The organism is Pseudarthrobacter sp. GA104, assembly GCF_009741265.1.
GTDB lineage: Bacteria > Actinomycetota > Actinomycetes > Actinomycetales > Micrococcaceae > Arthrobacter.
Genome location: NZ_WOWL01000001.1, coordinates 1307522 through 1325913 on the forward strand (window position 1 = coordinate 1307522; position 18392 = coordinate 1325913).

The window sequence follows — 18392 nt, forward strand, 5'->3', positions numbered from 1 at the left end:
GACATGAAAGAACCCGCTGGTCCGGACTTGGGGGGTGTACGGACCAACGGGCTCGACCATCAAGCATAGTCGAAACGGCTGCGCGGGTAAAACCGGGACTCAAGGGGCAGGCTAAAATCAACGAAACACCCGTTCTGCAGAGAGCCCTCCATGACCATCCCCGCCAAGGCGTTCCAGCGCTGGCTGCAAGGCATTGCGCCGGACGCCAGCACGGCAGATGTCTGCAGGATCTCCGGGATCAAGCGGACCACGCTCGCCCAGCAGCTGGTCCGCGGGAAAGTCGCCGTGGGCACTGTCGTGAGCATCAGCCGCGCCTACGGCGTCAATCCTGTTGCGGCCCTCGCCACCTTCGAGGCCTACCGGGACCTGGCCGGTCCCCTGCCTCCGCCCACCCGGTGTGAGCTGGTGAGCCAGATTTCCACGGCCGACCTCCTGCAGGCACTGCTGGCGCGGCCGGCGATGGAAGCAGCCGCCCCAGGGAAGGAACCCCTGCCGCTCTCTGCGGCGCCGCATTCCACTTCGGTCAAGAACTGGGTTGATGCAATCGACGACGGCGAACTGCGGCACCGCGTATCGGCTGCCACGGGGGTTGCGCCCCAGAACTACTCTGCCCAGCTGACCGCGAACCGGCTGTCCCCTGAACTGGCCATAGCCACGTCCCTCGCCGCGGGCGTCGGACCCACAGGCGGGCTGGTGGCTACCGGCCTCATCACGGAGGAAGAGGCCGGTTGGCCGGCCGGCGCCCGGCAGCGGGCCTTGGACAGCCTGTCCGACGGCGACCTCACCGCCCTGGCCGGCGACAGGCTGCAGGCACTGGGCAAGGTACTGCGGCGCCAGGAGCAAGACCAGGCGCAGACCGAAAAGATCTGGGAGAACCTGGGATGATCGAAATTCTTCAGTGGTCCACTCTTGCCATCTGCGGCCTTGTTGCGGCTGCCCGCCTCCCCAGCGCCCTGCGCGGCGAGAACAGGTCGCTCTTCTATATCTTCGCCCTGATGACCGCAGCCATCCTCTTGAGCATCGAGGCGCCGTACGTAGCCATCGACCAGGCTTTGGGCGGCATCAACCTTGCCAACCTGCTGCTGCGCTTCATCATCTTTGCCGCCATCTATTTCATCGGGATACGCGTCACGCGCGGCTTCGGTGCTGAAGGCGCGTACCGGCTCATCACGGGAAAGCCCGGCATGATGGTGCTGGCGGTCGTTTCGCTGGTGATGACAGCGGTGTTCTTCATGATGGACACCACCGGTTCATCGGCGGGACTGTCGGCACCGTCGGTCAGAAACCAGCACAACGCCATCCTGGCCCAGTACTACGGTGCCGCGGGCCGCGCCTACCCCGCATATGTAGGCCTCGTCCTGCTGCCCGCCATGGTGCGGGCAGTCCGGAGCCGGCTGCCGGTGCTGGTGCGGGTGGCAGCCGCCCTTCTTGCCCTGGGCGGCGTGGCGATTGGCCTCAGCCTGCTGTTTCCACTGGTGCCTCCGGGATGGGGCGCCATCATGTTCGTGGTCAACTACACCGCCGTGCTGTGTTACGTGGTTGGGCTGGCGCTGATCTGGGCGGCGCGGGTGCGCAGCGGCAGGCCTTTGTCCACCAAAAGGACATATACCGAAAAGTAACAAAGCGGGCTTTCACAAAAACATTAGAATGTGAAACAATCATGAATGTGTGAAGGTGGAGCGCACGGCGTTTGCGAACGGGGATATTTCTTGAACGCTTGCGTTCCGGGGGCCTTCGCATGCATTGGGGGGATGAGTGGTGGCGGGACGTTGGGGACCGCCCCCACTCAGCCTATTTAACGCTGTTTTCGGGGCGCCAAGCCCCCGCCCCTCATGCTCATTTAGGGGCCGGGCGAGTCTCCCTGGCAAGCCTGAGGGTCACCAGCTGGAACGGCCGCAGAACCAGATCCGCTCCGTCCCGGCACGTTTCCACTCCGGGTGCGGGGACCGGGCGCTCCAGCAAGTCGACGGCAGTGACGCGCCGCACCGGAAAGTTCGCCGTGAGCTTCCCCGCAGAGCGCTCGCCCAGTGACTCGTACAGGCGGACAACCACGTCGCCGGACCCGTCCTCGGCCAGCTTGACCGCTTCAATGACCAGCGCAGGATTCGTCACGGAGAAGAGCGGTTCCACCGGCGAAGCGCCGCGGACCAGCCGGGGCACGAGGTTGGTCCGGTAGCCTTCCTCCACGGCATCGGCAATACCGGCTCCCGGACGGATGGTGACGGTGAGTTCATGAAGCCCGCGGTCGGCGTCGGGATCCGGGAACTTCGGGGCGCGCAGCAGTGAGAGCCGCACGGTAGTGGTGGTGCCGCCGTCGGACTCCCTGATGCTCCGCGTGACATCGTGCCCGTAGGTGGAGGAGTTGGAAATGGCCACGCCGTACCCCGGCTCGGCCACGTGGATCCACCGGTGTGCGCAGATTTCGAACTTTGCCGTTTCCCAGGACGTATTGGTGTGCGTGGGCCGGAAGACGTGGCCGAACTGCGTCTCGGCCGCAGACCTCTCCGCCCGGACATCCAGGGCGAACCCGAGCTTGAGCAGCTTTTCGCGTTCCTGCCAGCCCACGGATGTGGTGATGGAAAGGGACGGGCTGCCGGCCGCAAGGCTGATGTGCTGCGTAACGGGGGACGCGCCGGCAAGCCGCTCCACCGTGACGACAGCCTCTGCCCCTTCCCGGCTCAACCGCACGGATGCCGCCTGGGTCAGCGTCGTGACGTTGCGCCGGTAGAACCCGTCGATGTCCCAGGCGTCCCATTCGTTGGGCGTGTCCCGGTGCAGTTCGAGGAGGTTGCCGCGCTGGCCCGGCGCAATGGCTTCGCGGCCGGTGGCATGATCCACCAATGACGTGAGAAGCCCGCTACCGTCCAGCACCGCGCGGATGACGCCGTTGTCCAGGACGTAGCCGCCGTCATGGGCCTTGGCATGGACCTCTCCGGCCGGCGCGGCAGGTTCGCCCGCAGCCAGGGCGGGAACGCCGGCCCTGGCATGCGGCGCTGCGTTCAGCAGGAAGGTCCGCTCGCCGTTGCCCAGCGTGGCGGCGGCAGCCTGGCTGATGATTGCTTCAAGGGCTTCACCGATTGCCTGGTAGTTGCGCTCGGCATCCTGGTGCACCCAGGCAATGGCGCTGCCCGGAAGGATGTCATGGAACTGCTGCAGCAGCACCAGCTGCCACAGCCGCTTGAGCTCAGCGGCCGGGTAGGCGTATCCGCCGCTGGCACGGACCGCGGCCGTGGTGCACCACAGTTCGGCCTCCCGCAGCAGGTGCTCACTGCGCCTGTTGCCCTTCTTTGTCCTGGCCTGGCTGGTGTAGGTTCCGCGGTGCAGTTCGAGGTACATCTCGCCAACCCAGACAGGCAGGACGGGGTAGTCTTCCTCCGCCTGCGTGAAAAAGCTCTCGGCCGAGCCGATCCGGACCTTGGGCGAGCCTTCCAGGTTGGCGGCGCGCGACGCTGCCGCCAGCATTTCCCGCGTTGGTCCGCCACCGCCGTCGCCGTAGCCGAACGGCACCAGGGACACGGTGCCGCGCCCGTGGTCCCGGTAGTTGCGTTCCGCGTGTGCCAGTTCGCGGCCGGTCAGCTCCGAGTTGTAGGTGTCTACCGGCGGGAAGTGGGTGAAGAGCCTGGTGCCGTCAATGCCCTCCCAGTTGAAGGTGTGGTGGGGAAACTTGTTGGTTTGGTTCCAGGAGATCTTCTGGGTCAGGAACCAGTGGCTGCCGGCAGACTTGACGATCTGCGGCAGCGCCGCAGAGTAGCCAAATGAATCAGGCAGCCAGGCTTCGTGGCACTCAACGCCGAATTCCGCCATGAAGAAGCCCTTGCCCTCCACGAACTGGCGTGCCATGGCCTCACCGCCGGGCATATTGGTGTCCGACTCGACCCACATTCCGCCCACGGGGACAAACTGGCCAGAGCGGACCTTCTCGCGGATGCGGCTGAACAGTTCAGGGTAGAGCTCCTTGATCCAGGCCAGCTGCTGCGCGGAGGAGCAGGAGAACACAAAGTCCGGGTTTTCATCCATCAGGGACACCACGTTGGAGAAGGTCCGTGCACACTTGCGGACCGTCTCGCGCACCGGCCAGAGCCAGGCGGAGTCGATGTGCGCGTGGCCGGTGGCCACCAGCTGGTGGGCTGAGGCATAGGCCGGCCGGGCCAGTACTTCGGCAAGTGCTTCACGTCCCGCTGCGGCGGTACCGGGAACATCGTCCGGGTCCATGACGTCCATCATGCGTTCAAGGGCGCGGAGGATCTCATGCCGCCGCGGCAGTTCCAGCGGCAGTTCCGCCATCAGGCCGGAAAGGGTCCGGATATCCTGCTGGAGTTCCCAGACCGCCTGGTTCAGTTCCGCAATGGCGATGTTCCCCAGCCGGTACTGCGGCGCCGTCCCGGCCGTGGATTTGTCACCGTACGGCATGGGGGCGAAGGTCCAGCCCTGCGCGACGTCCGGGTTCGCGGCGGCTTCCACGTAGAAGTCCACCGCCATGCCGCCACCCAGCAGCTTCAGCGGTATGTACTGGTTCCTGGGCGAGACAGCCTTGATGGTGGTGCCGTCCGGACGCCAGGCCAGGCCTTCGCACTGGAAGCCGGGAATTTCGGTGGTGAAACCGAGGTCCACGAGCACTTCAACAGTGGTGTCCGGCCCGGTGCCCCACGATTCGGGGACTTCGCCCTGGAGCCGGAGCCATTTGGTCCCCCAAGGCTTCCCCCAGGGAGCCCCGTGTTCCTGGGGCTGGAAGTCCTGCCGCATTGCCTCCAGCGCGGGGACTGGCTCATCGGGCGCATCCCAGCTGCTCAGGGTAAGGGGAAGGCTCCGGCCGTAGACCGCCGGGCTAATCCGTTCACGCACGAACCTTTGGAGGCGGACTTCCGTTATCCGGCGGTCGTCATGCAATGTGGGCCCTCTTCAGCGGTTGGGACTGGACCATGCTGTCCATTCGATGGATAAATCTACCCGCTGGTAGCCCGTTTACCAACCCTTTCGGAAAACGCATCCCGGACGCTGACCTGCGCGCAAGTCAAGCTTACGACGGCGGCCCAAGCTTAAGACGGCGGCGCCGCGGCCACCGGCCGCCGTATCCTTCCGTCACCGGCATAGATGTTAAGACTGGTTCCCCTGCTGAAGCCGGCGAGGGTCACTCCGCTGGCCTCGGCGAGTTCGACGGCAAGGCTCGACGGCGCACTGACCGCAGCGAGGACGGGGATTCCGGCGAGCGCAGCCTTTTGGACCAGCTCGAAGGATGCCCGGCCGGAGACTTGGAGCACGGTGCCGCGCAGCGGCAGCAAACCTTCCCGCAGGGCCCACCCCACAACCTTGTCCACCGCATTGTGCCGCCCCACATCCTCCCGAAGGCACAGAAGCTGGGGGCCGCCGTCGTCCCCTATCCTGAAGAGCCCGGCAGCATGGACGCCGCCGGTGTCATCGAACAGGCGCTGGGACTCCCGGAGGATGCCCGGAAGCGAGGCAAGCACCTCCGCGGAGACGCTCAGCGGATCCCCAGCGGGGTTGAAGTGCGAGGATTTCCGGACGGATTCTATGGAGTCGGTCCCGCAGATGCCGCATGAACTGGAGGTGTAGACGTGCCGGCCGATGGAAGGAAGCTCCACGCCGGGCCGCAACTGGGCCTCCACCACGTTGAAGGTCTGCACCCCGTTTTCGTCTTCCCCGGCGCAAAAGCGCAGCGAAACGAGCTGGCCGGACTCCCAGATGACGCCCTCTGACACGAGGAACCCGGCCACGAGGTCGAAGTCATCCCCCGGCGTGCGCATGGTTACCGAGTAGGACAGGCTTCCCAGCCGGATTTCCAGCGGCTCTTCCACCGCCAGGACGTCCTCCCGGTACCGGACCGGAAACTCGAGGGCGTTCGGGGAACCGTCCAGCACATACTTGTGCACCTTGCGGCGCTGGGTCACGCGTCCCATATCCCACCGTTCCTGTCCATATGTCCATCATCGCAACTGCCTTGGGGCGATGCCAGCGTGGCTGCAGCACGTTGGCAGGCCTCAGCCAAGGAGTGCGCTCCAGTCTACGGGGCCGGCCGGCGCCGGTTTGGCGGCCGGCTTGCCCGTCCGTCCGGCAGTGCGCGCCTTCGTCTTGGCGGCGGGCTCGGGCGGCGCCGGGATGGGCGGCCCCCAGGGAAGGGCAAAGGCGGGCACCAGCTCTCCCAGCTGCACCCCGTGGGGAGGCACAACCAGAACGCCGTCCGCTGAAGCCAGCCCGCGCATCATGCCCGGGCCGGTGTGCTGGGCCGGAGAGGCCATGCCGTAAAGCAGGCGAAACGGGACCAGGCGTGTGCGCCCGGGTTCGGGGTCGAGGGTGGTTCCGCAGGGAACCTCCTGCACGGCCGGCAGCGTGCGGTGTCCCAGCGCCGCCAGCAGCGGGGCCCCCACCGTGGAAAGTGCCATCATGGCTGCAAGGGGGTTACCCGGCAGTCCAAGCACGAACCGCCCGTCCGGAAGTTCGGCCAGGACGGCCGGGTGTCCGGGACGCATGGCCACGCCGTCAATGATCAGCCGCCCGCCCAGCTCCCGCACGGCCCGGCGAAGGTGGTCGGTGCCGGATTTTCCGGTCCCGCCTGTGGTGATGACGACGTCGGCCGGCAGGTCCGGCGCGCCCGGCACCCCGGGGACCACGTCCTCCAGTGCCGCCAGCCATTCAGCGTACGAATCGCCGATCCGTTGCTGTCCGCCCGGCAGCCCGCCCAGCATGCCCACCACGGCCGGTAGCTGCGGGCCGAAGGTGTCACGCACCTGCCCCGGAACCGGCAGGCCGCTTTCAACCACTTCGGAACCGGTCAGCAGCAGCCGGACCAGGGGTTTTCCCTGGACCACAAGTTCGTCATAACCGGCCAGGGCTGCGAGGGCCAGGTGCGCAGGGTTCAGCACCACGCCGGCCTTGACCAGGATGTCCCCTTCCGAGGCCTCCTCCCCTGCTTTCCTGACATGCTGGCCTGCACGGGGCTCGCCAGGTCGGGCAGTGCCGCCGGTCACCAGGACGGGCAGCCCGTCTTCGTCTTTGTCCAGGCGGGCGCTTTCGCTGCGCAGCACCGCCTTCGCCCCGGGCGGTATGAGTCCCCCCGTGGCAATGGGACTGGCCTGGTGCGGAGCCAGCGGCAAACCTGCATCCACCAGGATCCACGGCCCCGTGCCATTAACGGCCCAGCCGTCCATCGCCGATGACGCATAGTGGGGCATCTCCTGCAGGGCCACAATGTCCTGGTCCAGCCTGCGTCCGAGGGCCAGCTCCAAAGGAACAGGGCCGGCGGGGATTGGAGTGCCGGCGTCGAAAGCTGCCTGCCGGGCTTCTTCCCACGTATGGTCGAGGTGCCTCGGCTGCCCGCCCTCGGGTGCATCCGCTGCTTCCTGGGACTCCTTCGTCATTCGCCGGGAGCCCCGGCGGCTTCAGCATCGTAGTCGGCAGCCAGGGAACGGGCCACGGCCAGGGCGGACTCCATGGAAGCAGCATTGGGTGCCCGGCCCGAGCCGGACGCCAGGCCGGCGGCATACCCGGCAATGAACGTCGTCAGGGGCGCCGCCGGACGGACCACCGAGTGGGCGGCCACACCGGCCAAGGCAAGGATGGCGTTGACGTCCACCTGGACGTCCTCCAGTTCATAGGCCTGGAGGAGGGACCTGCACCACTCCTCCAGCGTTTCATCCTGGCTTTTCACGAACGTGCCTCCCTATTTAACTGCGGCTGCGCCGGTCCTGGCCTTTGTCCTGGTTGCCGGCGGCAATCCCTAGTGCGGCGGCATCATCCCAGGTGTCCACGTCTGCCGTGGAACCTGCAGGGACGGTGACAGGCTGCACCTCCAGACTAGCAAGGAGGGAGCGCACGGAGCCGTTAATAAGGGCACCACGGGACGAGAGCTGTGCCGCCGACGTTTTTAACGCAGCCGTGCGGTAAAAACCGGCCAGAGGCTGGAGCCGGCCGTCTTCCGCGCGTGCCATGGCGCCGTCGGCGTTCGCCGAAACCATGGCGGCCACCAGTGCCTCCACTGCGTCCCGGACCAGCGGCATGTCACACGCCAGCACCAAAGTGAACTCCGCCTCGTGTCCGTCCCGGGCCAAGGCGTCAAGTCCGGCGGAGATGGCAGCTGCCGGACCCGCGAACTCCGGCTCTTCCCGGCAGAAAAGCACCCCGGGGACAGAATGTCCGGCGTCCGGGCCCACCACCGCCGTCCGCGCAGCACCCGCTGCAGCGGCCAGGGCGCGCTGGAGGAGGGTGTCATGATGGAAAACCAAGCCCTGTTTCGGCACCCCGCCCAACCGGGAAGACCGGCCGCCGGCCAGGATCACTGCATTGAAGTCCAGCCGCTTCTGTTCCATGCCCCCAGCCTAGCCATCGGCGGCGCTGCGGGCGTGCCGAAGGTTCCGGTCAGGCGGCCCGCTCCGGCAGAAGGAACGGATCCCAGGCTGGGGTGGGCTTCTCAAGTTCCTTGATCTGCCAGATGGTTCCATGCGGTGGCTCCGGGACGAAACGCAGTTTCCAGCCCATTTCCGCCGGCGTATGGTCGCCCTTGACGTTGTTGCAGCGCAGGCAGGCCGCCACCAGGTTCTCCCAGGAGTCCTCGCCGCCCCGGGACTTGGGGTGGACGTGGTCGATGGTGTGGGCCGCTTTACCGCAGTACGCGCATCTGTGGCCGTCGCGCCTGAGCACTCCGCGGCGGCTGACAGCAGTGGCCTGGTTGTACCTCGGCCGGATGTAACGGTTCAGGAGAATCACCGAGGGACGGCCCAGGATTTCCTGCGGTCCCACCACGGGATCATCGCCTTCGGCAACCACGCTGGCCTTGCCCGTGAGCACAAGCACCAGCGCCCGGCGGAAAGTGATCACCGCCAGGGGCTCATACCCAGCATTCAGAACGAGAGTGCGCATGCACGTACCTCTTCACGGCCGCACCCGTCCAGGGGCACGAGGGCCGGCTGCCCTCGGCATGTCCGGGCTATGGATCGACACCACAAGAGTAAACATAGAAGCGCACGATCGGCTAATCGCCCTTTCCCTGAACGGTCGTGTCGATCCAGTCAGGCGGCACATACTGAACGGTTGGAGCAGCCGGCAGTTAACCCGCAGTTAAAAGGAAAGAACCCTTGCCGTGAGGGCAAGGGTTCTTTTGAGTCCTGGCTGGACCGCCGGAACTGGCGGGTCAGTTCACTCGGATGAACACGGGGCCGGAGCCGACGTTGGCGCTGAAGACCACCGTCTGGTTTCCGTTGTAGCCACCGTGGACGGCCTGGCCGTTGCCTGCGTAGACAGCGATGTGTGCCATGCCGGCACCGCCGTCAGCGTAGTAGATCAGGTCGCCGGGCTGCGCCTCGGCAGCGCTGACGGTGCGACCCAGGGAGAGGTAGCCTGCCGGCCAGTCGTGGAAGTTGATCCCCACTGCTGCCAGGGAGTTCGTGACCAGCATGGTGCAGTCCTGCATAACACCCAGCTGGGCGTATGCAGCCGACAGGATGGCTGCACCCTTGCCGCTGGCGGAAGCAGTGGGAGCGGCGGCAGGGGCCGAGGCCGTGGAAACCTTGGCGGTGACCTTGGGAGCAGCAGGCTGGGCGACGGGGGCCGGCTCGGCCTCCTGGACCTCGACAGGTGCGGGTTCTTCGATAACCGGGGCCGGCGTGGTGGTGACGGCGGGCTTTTCGAAGGTGATGTTGATTGTGGAGGCCGCGGAGATGGGGGCTTCGACGGCGGATTCAACTTCCAGGGTGGAAGCCGGAGCGGAGTCGCGCTGGACGTTGGAGTCGGCAGCGTTCGCCGCGATGCCGCTGGTCAGTACCAGGCCGGAAGCGGCGGCGATGACAGCGGCCTGGCGGCCTACGCCGCCGGCGTTCTCGCCGACAGCCTTGGCGATGATGGCGATTGAGCTGGTTTTGGTGACCTCGGCGCGATGCCGTGCGGTAGCACGAGTAGTCATCAGTTCTCTCTTTCGTTTTCCTCAGGCCGTTGTGGGCACCAAGGGATGTGGACGCGCCGGCATCTTGGGGGTACGCCGGCACGCCCCGAACGGGGATGTGGTGTTAGCGGAAAGCGTGGTGGAGCAAAGAAATAGTTCTTGGACCCGAGGGTCCAAGAACTATTTGCTGATGGTGAAGAACGAAGAGGTGCCGGTGGCGGCTACGGCGTGGAGCAGCGTGCCCTGGGAGGGGTTGAGCGCGCTGACCATCATGCCGTTGCCGACGTAGATGCCGACGTGCGCTCCGCCGTTCTGCATGACCAGGTCGCCGGGCTGCGGGGTGGAGGTGGGGGTCATGGCAGTCCAGGCGTTGACGCGGGGAATGCTGATGCCGGCCTGGGCGTAAACCCACTGGGTGAAGCCGGAGCAGTCCCATCCGGTGACCGGGCTGGTGCCGCCCCAGACGTAGGGGCTGCCAATGCCCGTGTAGGCGATGGCAGCAATGCCTGAGGTGGAAGCGGAAGAGACAGTCTTGGCCAGCTTGTCCGCTGCAGACTCCGAACTCGACGCTGCGCCCGTTTCCGTGGCGGTGGACTGTGGGCGCACCCGCTCCGGCTTCGGGGCGGCAGTGGTCTTGACCACGGGCCGCTCGAACGACACGGTGGCCGTGGGGGCTGCGGTGACTGCCAGGGCAGCCTGCGCGGAGCCGGACTCGGTGGAAGCGGAAACACCAGCGGTGGTGTCCGCTGCGTTGGCGGGCAGGCCCATGCTGAGGATAAGACCGGAAGCTGCGGCGATAACGGCAGCCTGGCGACCTACTGTCCCGGCATTGGCACTAACAGCCTTGGACATAGTGTCCAAGGGGTTGGTACGAACCGTTTGCGCACGGTGGCGCGCAGAATTATTGCGTGAAGACACGAAGGTAGCCTCTCCCAATGCCTGCGAGGTGAGCTGTCGGATTCGGATGGGAGTCACCCGGCCGCGCTGCTTCCAAGGAAGTTTTGCGACTTAACCCCAAGGTCTTAGCCAAAGCCAAGACCAAAATTGGTTCCCCCGCCCCTGCCAGACGATGAAATGCGAACGGACCTTGAGCGGTGGCAGAGTTAGGCAATCCGCACAAGAGCGTCAACTTCGGAAAAGTTGACGCGAGTTAGACGGTACAGCAGTTTTGAGTGAATGTCACATTCAGGTCACGGCAAGTCACGATCATCTGATAGTTCACCGTCACTTGACTACAGCCAGCCAGTCGGATCGACCACTTCGCCGTTGACCTGCACCTCGAAGTGGAGGTGGCAGCCCGTGGAGGCGCCCGTGGTCCCGCTAAGGGCAATTACGTCCCCGCGCGAGACGGTCTGCCCCTCCCTCACGCTGAAGGAGGAGAGGTGGTTGTACGTGGTTTCCAGGCCGTTGCCGTGGTCCACCACAACGCGGTTTCCGCCGCCGAACTGGTGCCAGCCCACGAAGGTCACCGTACCGGTCGCGGCAGCGAAGACCGACGTACCGCACTGGGCCACATAGTCCTGGCCGCGGTGGAAGTCGCCTGAGCCACCGGTGATCGGGCTGACGCGGTAGCCGAAGGGGGACGCAGTGGTCAGCGTGGCCAGTGGAGCGCCGAGGCTTCCTGCCGAGGCAGCACGTGACACCGAGCCGGCGGACTGGGCACTGAGAAGCTGCTTGAGCTTGCCGTCCGGATCCGCCTGGGTGACCACGGCGGAACGGCTGAAATCGATCTGGGCACCGGCCTCGGCTGAGATCTGCGGCTGCGGCGTGACGGCTGAGGCTGCCATCGGAGTTACACCGGGAGCGTCGGTGGCCATCACGGGGCTGGTGGCCGGCACCGTCACGGTCAGCACCAGGCCTGTGGCTGCGAGTGCGATTCCGGCCTTCTGGCCGATTCCGCTCGCAGCAGCGAACTCGGTGACTTGGCGGAAGGGACCACGACGGCGGCGCGCATCACGGTGGGGATCGCGGGGGCGTTCCGTGGTGATGACTTCAACAACCCGCGGCGTCGAAGCGGGCACCGCTGCGCGGCGGCGTCCCCTGGGGGTCTGCATGGACAAGAAGGGTTCCTCTCTGGAAAGCCTGCGAAGTTAGCTGTCGGATTCGGGTCAGAGAGTTCAAAGACCCGGTCCGCCGTAAGCAAGCTTCGGCACAGAGGTATCCACGGAGGATCCTTCACTGGAAGAGGCTTGCTGCTGACGGACTTCACCCCAAGGCAGTCCCCCGGCTGCCGTTTGTGGTTCCCCCGCCTCTGCCAGTAATGACTCGTGCACCTGATCCGCTGGCAGAGCTCGGCTCCAGATCAGGTAACGCTTTAGTATCAACGCTTGGGTTTAACTATAGGGCCAAAAGTCCCAAAGTAACAATTCCGTTATCTTTGCGTAACCGGCACCCGTTGGGGTAGCCGGGAGGCCTCAAGCGGTCCCTAGCGTACGGCCACGAAGACGTGCGCCGCGACTTCCGGCGGCAGCTCCAGGGCCCCTTCGATGCCCGGGACGCGGACCGAAATGTACTCCCCCACCCGCTCCAGCGAGACCGAGGCACCGGGCCGGATTCCGCCTTCATCAAGCTGGACCAACAACTCGGGTTCCACCTGGATCGGCTCTGCCAGGCGGCTGACTGTCACCTCAGACGTCGGGCCGTAGGTCTTCATGGCCTCAAGCAGGCTGACCGCCGCGTCCGCAGCGGCCTGCGCCTCGCCCCCGAGGGCCGCCAATCCCGGGATGGGATTGCCATACGGGGACTCAGTGGGATGGTTCAGCATTTCGTAAATGCGCCGTTCCACCCGTTCGCTCATGACGTGCTCCCAGCGGCAGGCTTCGTCATGGACGTAGGCCCAGTCCAGCCCGATGACATCGGCCAGGAGCCGCTCCGCCAACCTGTGCTTCCGCATGACTTCGGTGGCGCGCTTCCGGCCCACCTCCGTGAGTTCAAGGTGCCGATCTCCGGAGACAACCACCAGGCCGTCCCGTTCCATCCTGCCGATGGTCTGCGACACAGTGGGCCCGGAGTGGCGCAGCCGCTCCGCGATCCGGGCCCGGAGGGCAACGATGTTTTCTTCCTCAAGCTCCAAGATGGTCCGAAGGTACATCTCCGTAGTGTCGATCAGATCCGTCATCCAGCTCAGCTCCTCGAGCGCAGTACCTTGCGTTGTCCCACCGTACCGCCTTCACATGCAGCGTGGTCCGTTGGAAAGCTTAGCCTATTTTGAGTTTGTCCGAATAGTTGACGGCGCGGGCAGGGGCCCTGTCTCAATGTCTGGACTATGACGGTCCCGGTTCCCGCTGAAACAGCTGTTCAGGCAGAATGAGGGAGGGCCCGAGTCACAGTCGCCGCGACTGCCTGGCACCCACATCCGTCCGGACCAACACCCCGTCCACGCCGAAATTGGAGCACCTGTGAGCGAAACCAGCATCACTATTCCCGCCGACCTCCTGCCCAAGGACGGGCGGTTCGGCGCCGGTCCCTCCAAAGTCCGGCAGGAGCAGATCGATGCCTTGTCCGCCGCATCGAAGACCATCCTGGGAACGTCCCACCGGCAGGCACCGGTCAAGAACCTGGTGGGGTCCGTACGCGAAGGCCTGAGCCAGTTCTTCCGTGCCCCGGAAGGCTATGAGGTGGTGCTGGGCGTGGGCGGTTCCACGGCGTTCTGGGACGTCGCCAGCTTCGGCCTGGTGGAGAAGAAGGCGCAGCACCTCTCATTCGGTGAATTCGGCTCGAAATTCGCGGCAGCCACCAACAAGGCACCTTTCCTGGATGCCTCCTCCATCATCAAATCCGAGCCGGGAACCCGCCCTGCTGCGCAGGCTGAGGCGGGCGTTGATGCCTATGCCTGGCCGCAGAACGAGACGTCCACTGGCGTGTCCGCCCCCGTTAAGCGCGTGGCTGGCGCGGATGAGGGCTCACTGGTCCTTATTGACGCGACGTCGGCAGCCGGCGGCCTGGACGTCGACGTGGCGGAGAGCGACGTCTACTATTTCGCCCCGCAAAAAAACTTTGCCTCCGACGGCGGGCTGTGGCTTGGCCTGTTCTCGCCGGCTGCACTGGAGCGCGCGGCCCGGATCAAGTCCACCAGCCGCTGGATCCCGGACTTCCTGGACCTCCAGACGGCCATTGACAACTCCCGCCTGAACCAGACCTACAACACGCCGTCGCTGTCCACCCTGGTGACCCTGGACGCCCAGGTGCAGTGGCTGAACGCGAACGGCGGGCTTGACTTCGCTTCGGCGCGGACTGCAGATTCTGCCGGACGCATCTACAGCTGGGCGGAGTCCTCCGAATTCGCCACGCCGTTCGTCGCCAACCCGGACGAGCGCTCCAACGTAATCGCCACGATTGACTTCGACGATTCAGTGGACGCGGCCGTGGTGGCCAAGGTCCTGCGGGCCAACGGCATCGTGGACACCGAGCCGTACCGGAAGCTGGGCCGCAACCAGCTGCGCATCGCCACGTTTGTGGCCATCGAGCCGTCCGACGTCTCTGCCCTGCTGGCGAGCATCGACTACGTGGTGGGCGAACTGCGCAAGTAGGCCGGCAGCCTTAACGTACGACGGCGCCGCCCGGGATCATCCCGGACGGCGCCGTTCGTGTGTGGTCAGGAAGTCCTTGCTTCGTCGCCGGGCTGTCCACCGTCGCCGGGCTTTTCCTCCCCGGATTCCTGGCCCTGTTCCGGCTCCTGGGCCGGCACCTGCTCCGGCTCCTGCTCGTCCTCGGGTCTGACCCGTTCTGCCCACGGCACCCATTCCGGGGCAAGGATCGAATCCTCCGACGGCAGGAGGCCGAGTTCGTTGACGGTGACGACCTTGGAGCGGGAGTTACGGGTGAGCACCGCGTACCACTGCCAGCCCAGGTAACCGGCCAGCTTCGATTCAAACAGATGGGTCACCAGGCGGTCGCCTTCGCTCTTGGCCGCAAGGTGCTGGCCGATCGTAGCCGGTGCCGTGATGCCCTCGATGGCGGTGCGGGCGGTGTCCACGGCTGCAGCCAGGAAGGCATCAGGCTTGCCTGTCCGCCACACCGGAACACCCGCGCGGCGCTTGGACATGGCCTTGGCCCCCGCAGCCGCAGGGTTGGCAGCGGCAGCAGCCCCCGCCGTCGGACCGTCCTGGTCCTGGGCGGCGGCCACCGGCTGTTCAGCTTCCGGGTTCATCGGCGCCTAAACGTCCAGCTCGTCGGCAACCTTACGCAGGGCAGCGGCGATGGCCTTGCCCTTGTTGCCTTCCGGATACTTGCCTGCGGAGAGGGTTCCGGAGAGATTGTCCAGCACGGTCACCAGGTCCTGGACCAGCGGGGCGAGTTCCTTGGCGTTGGGCCGTTTGGCCTTGGCGATCGAGGGCGTCTTGTCCAGGACGCGCAGCCCCAGGGCCTGGGCGCCCTTGCGTCCGTCGGCTACCCCGAATTCAACCCGGGTGCCTGCCTTGAGCTCTGTTACGCCTTCGGGCAGCGACGATTTGGGCAGGAATACCTCCTGGCCGTCTTCGCCTGCGAGGAACCCGAAGCCCTTGTCCTTGTCATACCACTTGACCTTGCCGGTAGGCACGTAATCAACCTTCTTCGTTCTGACGTCTTCTGACACGGCCAGCCGTCACCGCATCCGCACTGCAATGCGGGTTCAAGGTATGGCGGCTGCGGACCGTGTTGGTCTATCCCTCAAGGTTATCCTGCCCACCGCCCTATTGACGCTTTCAACGGCCCAGTGCAACCTTCCGGCTGCCTCCTTCAGCACCATTCACTCCCGGTGCGGCAGGAGGGGTAGCGTTACGTCCATGACACCCTCGCGCTACCGGCGTGCCCTGATGATCATCGCCGCGGCTGTGGCCGTGCTTTCCCTGGTGGCAGTGGGCACCGTGATGGCCCTTGCCTTTGCCGGCTCAGTGGCTCCGGCCTGGGTCACCTATACGGCGCTTTACGGCCTGCCGCTTGCGTTCCTCCTGATGCTGTTCCTGGTTCTGGACAGCGTTGCCGGGCGCCGCCGGGCAGCAAACCCGGACCGGCGGTAACGTTGGACTGATGTCCCTCATTCGCGCATTGAGCAAGGAGCTGGAGGCACGCAGCGACGATTCACTGCGTGCGCTGTTCGATGCGCGGCCGGACCTCATTTCGCCCCCCGTTCCGGACTTCCCCGCCCTTGCCGCGCGGGCAAGTGCCCGGCTCAGCGTGCAGCGGGCACTTGAACGCCTCAACCGTCCGCAGATGCAGGTCCTCGAAACCCTCCACCTGTGCACCAATACGGACACCGGCCACAGCGCGTCCGCCGCGGGACTCCGGAAGATGATTTCCGGGTCTTCGGCAGCCTCGGTGGAGCGGATCCTGCATTCGCTGCAGGAACTTGCGCTGGTGCACCGCGCCGAGCCGCCGCACGGCACCCCGGCATCCGCGGCGAAACACCACTACTACCTCCCGGTGGGTTCGCTGAAGGACGTGGTGGGCATCTATCCCGCCGGGCTGGGCAGGAGCTACACCGAGCTGGTCCGCCTTCAGCCGGCCTTCGCGCAGCGGGCCGTGCAACTGGTGTCCGAACTGCACCGCAGCGGTGTTGCCATCCACGATGCCACCACCCCCATGGAGGCGGCGCTGGCGCTGCAGCACTGGACCTCCTCCCCCGAGGCTCTCCAGAGCATACTGTCCACTGCCCCGGAGCGGACGACGGCGCTGCTCGCCAGGTTCCGGAACTGGGCCATGGGTGCCGTCCCCCAGGCCCAACGGAAGGCCTCAATCGCCACGGAAGGATCCGACGTCGGGCCCGTGGACTGGCTCCTGGCGCGGGGCCTGCTGGTGCCGCTGGACGCGGCGCACGTCGAGCTGCCGCACAGCGTGGGGATCTCGCTGCGCGGCGGTGCGGTGATCGACGATTTCACGTTGTCGCCCCCGGTCCCCCAACTCGGCCGGACCTCAGCGGCGCTGCGCCGGAACGCAGCACTCAGCGCCATCTCGGAGACGCTGCGCCTGGTAAGCGATTTGCTCCACGCTGTAGGGGAGCAACCGCTGGTCACGCTGCGCAGCGGCGGTGTGGGAGTGCGCGAGATGAGGCGCCTTGCCGAACTGCTGCGGATCGACCTGCAGCACGCGGGAATCCTGCTGGAGCTGACCGCACTGGCCGGACTCATCCGCCTGGATGTCGATTCCTCGTCCTGGATCCAGCCTCCGCAGCTGGAATGGCTCGTCCTGCCGCGGCAGGAACAGTGGCTCTGGCTGGTGAACGCCTGGCTGTCCAGCCAGCGCGTGCCGTCCCTGGTGGGCCAGCCCGTCAATGGAACGCGCAGCGTGCCGGCGGCACACCGTTCCGCCTCCGGCAGCACCGTCATCGCGCTGTCAGCCGAAGCGCAGCGGCCTGATGCCCCGGTGGTCCGCAAACGCATCCTGGAGATCCTGGATGAGCTGACTGCCGAGGCAGGCGCCCCGGACGGGACCGCACCAGTACTTGATGCCGCAGCTGTTCTCCAGCGCGCAGAGTGGGCACAGCCCAGGATGGCCAGGCGCTTCAGCTCGATGATCCGCGGCGTGCTCGCCGAAGCCGAGCTCCTTGGACTGGTGGGATCCGGAGCCCTGAGCCAGCTTGGAAGCGCGCTGGCGGAAGACAACCCTGAAGCCGCACTTGCCATCCTGGGCGAGCACCTGCCGGCAGCTGTCACCCACGTTTTACTGCAGGCCGACCTCACTGCCGTCGCCCCGGGGTACCTGGCCCCCGAACTAACCGGGAAGCTGCTGCTGATGGCTGACGCGGAAGGCCAAGGTCCGGCCACCACCTACCGCTTTTCCGCCGGCTCCATCAAGCGGGCCCTGGACAGCGGACAGGACGCCGCCGGCATCCTGGAGTTCCTCCGTGAGCACTCTGCCACCGCCGTGCCCCAGCCACTCGAATACCTTGTGGAGGACACGGCCTCACGGCACGGAAGATTGCGGGTGGGGGCGGCTGCCAGCTTTATCCAGAGCGAAGACGAAGCCGCGCTCCTGGAGCTTCTCTCCGGGCCGAAGGCGTCCGGCCTGAACCTGGTGAAGATTGCTCCCACCGTCCTGGTTTCCTCGGCGCCACCGCGGGAAACCGCCCAGGTTCTTCGCACCCTGGGGCTCTCCCCCTCCGTGGACGGCGCGGACGAACCGGTGGTCCGGCTCCGGGCAGCCCCGACCCCGCAGGACCACCTGCGCCCTGTCTACACCGCCCCGCGGACGGCGCCGGGGGCTGAGGAGGTGGACGCACAGCTCGCGGTCCTGCGCCAGGTGGGCGCCGCCGTCGGACACCGCGGCGGTTCCGGACACCGGGACGGCGAGGCCGGAACCCAGCTGGGGCTTGAGGCCCTGCAGCGGGCCATCAGGCTCAAGCAGCGGATCAGCATGAACGTGGTGGACGGGCTGGGGAATGCCAGCCTGGAAGTAGTTGTTCCGCTATCAGTAAGCGGCGGACGCGTCCGGGTGTTTGATCCTGCAAAGGAAACAGAACGCGTACTGTCCATCCACCGCATCATCGACATTGAGGCTGCAGAGGAACTGCGCCAGTGAAGGATTT

17 protein-coding genes and 2 riboswitches are annotated in these 18392 nt (G+C 66.1%); of the genes, 5 read left to right on the top strand and 12 right to left on the bottom strand.

From position 1 onward, the window contains the following. The first annotated feature begins 150 nt into the window (after positions 1-150). Positions 151-885, top strand: coding sequence for a hypothetical protein (locus GK109_RS05830; protein ID WP_157239029.1), 735 nt, complete (start codon positions 151-153; stop codon positions 883-885). Further along, positions 882-1619 (top strand): hypothetical protein, encoded by a 738-nt coding sequence (locus GK109_RS05835; RefSeq protein ID WP_157239030.1) that lies wholly within the window; start codon positions 882-884, stop codon positions 1617-1619. The genes GK109_RS05830 and GK109_RS05835 overlap by 4 nt, the downstream gene beginning before the upstream one ends. Positions 1620-1836: 217 nt before the next feature. Here GK109_RS05835 and GK109_RS05840 read toward each other — a convergent pair whose 3' ends face one another. The 10 genes from GK109_RS05840 to GK109_RS05880 all read right to left on the bottom strand — a co-directional run bounded on the left by GK109_RS05840 (position 1837) and on the right by GK109_RS05880 (position 13007). Further along, entirely contained in the window at positions 1837-4887 is a 3051-nt protein-coding gene (locus tag GK109_RS05840) for a glycoside hydrolase family 38 C-terminal domain-containing protein (RefSeq protein WP_157239031.1), read from the bottom strand. 149 nt (positions 4888-5036) lie between these two features. After that, positions 5037-5915: a formate dehydrogenase accessory sulfurtransferase FdhD gene (gene fdhD, locus GK109_RS05845; RefSeq protein WP_157239032.1), complete on the bottom strand. Its 879-nt coding sequence runs from the start codon at positions 5913-5915 to the stop codon at positions 5037-5039. 81 nt (positions 5916-5996) lie between these two features. Further along, positions 5997-7373: a molybdopterin molybdotransferase MoeA gene (locus GK109_RS05850; protein WP_157239033.1), complete on the bottom strand. Its 1377-nt coding sequence runs from the start codon at positions 7371-7373 to the stop codon at positions 5997-5999. Further along, positions 7370-7663, bottom strand: coding sequence for a DUF6457 domain-containing protein (locus GK109_RS21895; protein ID WP_199775326.1), 294 nt, complete (start codon positions 7661-7663; stop codon positions 7370-7372). The genes GK109_RS05850 and GK109_RS21895 overlap by 4 nt, the downstream gene beginning before the upstream one ends. A gap of 16 nt (positions 7664-7679) precedes the next feature. Continuing rightward, entirely contained in the window at positions 7680-8321 is a 642-nt protein-coding gene (locus GK109_RS05855; RefSeq protein ID WP_231754807.1) for a molybdenum cofactor guanylyltransferase, read from the bottom strand. A gap of 49 nt (positions 8322-8370) precedes the next feature. Continuing rightward, positions 8371-8871 carry an HNH endonuclease gene (locus GK109_RS05860; protein WP_104996890.1) on the bottom strand — a complete coding sequence of 167 codons (501 nt, stop codon included), beginning with the start codon at positions 8869-8871 and terminating at the stop codon, positions 8371-8373. Positions 8872-9142: 271 nt separating this feature from the next. Continuing rightward, entirely contained in the window at positions 9143-9910 is a 768-nt protein-coding gene (locus GK109_RS05865; protein WP_157239034.1) for an NlpC/P60 family protein, read from the bottom strand. Positions 9911-10069: 159 nt separating this feature from the next. Next, positions 10070-10741, bottom strand: a complete 672-nt coding sequence (locus GK109_RS05870) for a C40 family peptidase (RefSeq protein WP_157239035.1) — start codon at positions 10739-10741, stop codon at positions 10070-10072. A 70-nt stretch (positions 10742-10811) separates the two neighbouring features. Further along, positions 10812-11009, bottom strand: a riboswitch (cyclic di-AMP (ydaO/yuaA leader). Between the two features lie 112 nt (positions 11010-11121). Next, positions 11122-11943 carry a M23 family metallopeptidase gene (locus GK109_RS05875; protein ID WP_157242685.1) on the bottom strand — a complete coding sequence of 274 codons (822 nt, stop codon included), beginning with the start codon at positions 11941-11943 and terminating at the stop codon, positions 11122-11124. A 10-nt stretch (positions 11944-11953) separates the two neighbouring features. After that, positions 11954-12196: riboswitch (cyclic di-AMP (ydaO/yuaA leader) on the bottom strand. Between the two features lie 118 nt (positions 12197-12314). Further along, positions 12315-13007 carry a metal-dependent transcriptional regulator gene (locus tag GK109_RS05880; protein ID WP_157239036.1) on the bottom strand — a complete coding sequence of 231 codons (693 nt, stop codon included), beginning with the start codon at positions 13005-13007 and terminating at the stop codon, positions 12315-12317. Positions 13008-13287: 280 nt separating this feature from the next. On the opposite strand from GK109_RS05880, the gene serC reads away from it, so the two are divergent. Further along, complete coding sequence (serC, locus tag GK109_RS05885) at positions 13288-14418, top strand: phosphoserine transaminase (RefSeq protein ID WP_321215405.1); 1131 nt, start codon at positions 13288-13290, stop codon at positions 14416-14418. Positions 14419-14483: 65 nt separating this feature from the next. Here serC and GK109_RS05890 read toward each other — a convergent pair whose 3' ends face one another. Together GK109_RS05890 and GK109_RS05895 are read right to left on the bottom strand one after the other, a co-directional pair. Continuing rightward, positions 14484-15038 carry a DUF3027 domain-containing protein gene (locus GK109_RS05890; protein WP_157239038.1) on the bottom strand — a complete coding sequence of 185 codons (555 nt, stop codon included), beginning with the start codon at positions 15036-15038 and terminating at the stop codon, positions 14484-14486. A 6-nt stretch (positions 15039-15044) separates the two neighbouring features. After that, positions 15045-15428, bottom strand: coding sequence for a cold-shock protein (locus GK109_RS05895; protein ID WP_104996883.1), 384 nt, complete (start codon positions 15426-15428; stop codon positions 15045-15047). 226 nt (positions 15429-15654) lie between these two features. Between GK109_RS05895 and GK109_RS05900 the strand changes: the two genes are divergently transcribed. Both GK109_RS05900 and GK109_RS05905 read left to right on the top strand, forming a co-directional pair. Next, complete coding sequence (locus GK109_RS05900) at positions 15655-15888, top strand: hypothetical protein (RefSeq protein WP_157239040.1); 234 nt, start codon at positions 15655-15657, stop codon at positions 15886-15888. Between the two features lie 10 nt (positions 15889-15898). Further along, on the top strand, positions 15899-18385 hold the full coding sequence (locus tag GK109_RS05905; protein WP_157239041.1) for a helicase-associated domain-containing protein: 2487 nt from the start codon (positions 15899-15901) through the stop codon (positions 18383-18385). Positions 18386-18392 lie beyond the last annotated feature (7 nt).

Coding starts and splice junctions, on each gene's coding strand:
- GK109_RS05830 (WP_157239029.1), top strand. CDS start 151: ATGACCATCCCCGCCAAGGCGTTCCAGCGCTGGCTGCAAGGCATTGCG.
- GK109_RS05835 (WP_157239030.1), top strand. CDS start 882: ATGATCGAAATTCTTCAGTGGTCCACTCTTGCCATCTGCGGCCTTGTT.
- fdhD (WP_157239032.1), bottom strand. CDS start 5,915: ATGGGACGCGTGACCCAGCGCCGCAAGGTGCACAAGTATGTGCTGGAC.
- GK109_RS05850 (WP_157239033.1), bottom strand. CDS start 7,373: ATGACGAAGGAGTCCCAGGAAGCAGCGGATGCACCCGAGGGCGGGCAG.
- GK109_RS05855 (WP_231754807.1), bottom strand. CDS start 8,321: ATGGAACAGAAGCGGCTGGACTTCAATGCAGTGATCCTGGCCGGCGGC.
- GK109_RS05860 (WP_104996890.1), bottom strand. CDS start 8,871: ATGCGCACTCTCGTTCTGAATGCTGGGTATGAGCCCCTGGCGGTGATC.
- GK109_RS05865 (WP_157239034.1), bottom strand. CDS start 9,910: ATGACTACTCGTGCTACCGCACGGCATCGCGCCGAGGTCACCAAAACC.
- GK109_RS05870 (WP_157239035.1), bottom strand. CDS start 10,741: ATGTCCAAGGCTGTTAGTGCCAATGCCGGGACAGTAGGTCGCCAGGCT.
- GK109_RS05875 (WP_157242685.1), bottom strand. CDS start 11,943: ATGCAGACCCCCAGGGGACGCCGCCGCGCAGCGGTGCCCGCTTCGACG.
- GK109_RS05880 (WP_157239036.1), bottom strand. CDS start 13,007: ATGACGGATCTGATCGACACTACGGAGATGTACCTTCGGACCATCTTG.
- GK109_RS05890 (WP_157239038.1), bottom strand. CDS start 15,038: ATGAACCCGGAAGCTGAACAGCCGGTGGCCGCCGCCCAGGACCAGGAC.
- GK109_RS05900 (WP_157239040.1), top strand. CDS start 15,655: ATGACACCCTCGCGCTACCGGCGTGCCCTGATGATCATCGCCGCGGCT.
- GK109_RS05905 (WP_157239041.1), top strand. CDS start 15,899: ATGTCCCTCATTCGCGCATTGAGCAAGGAGCTGGAGGCACGCAGCGAC.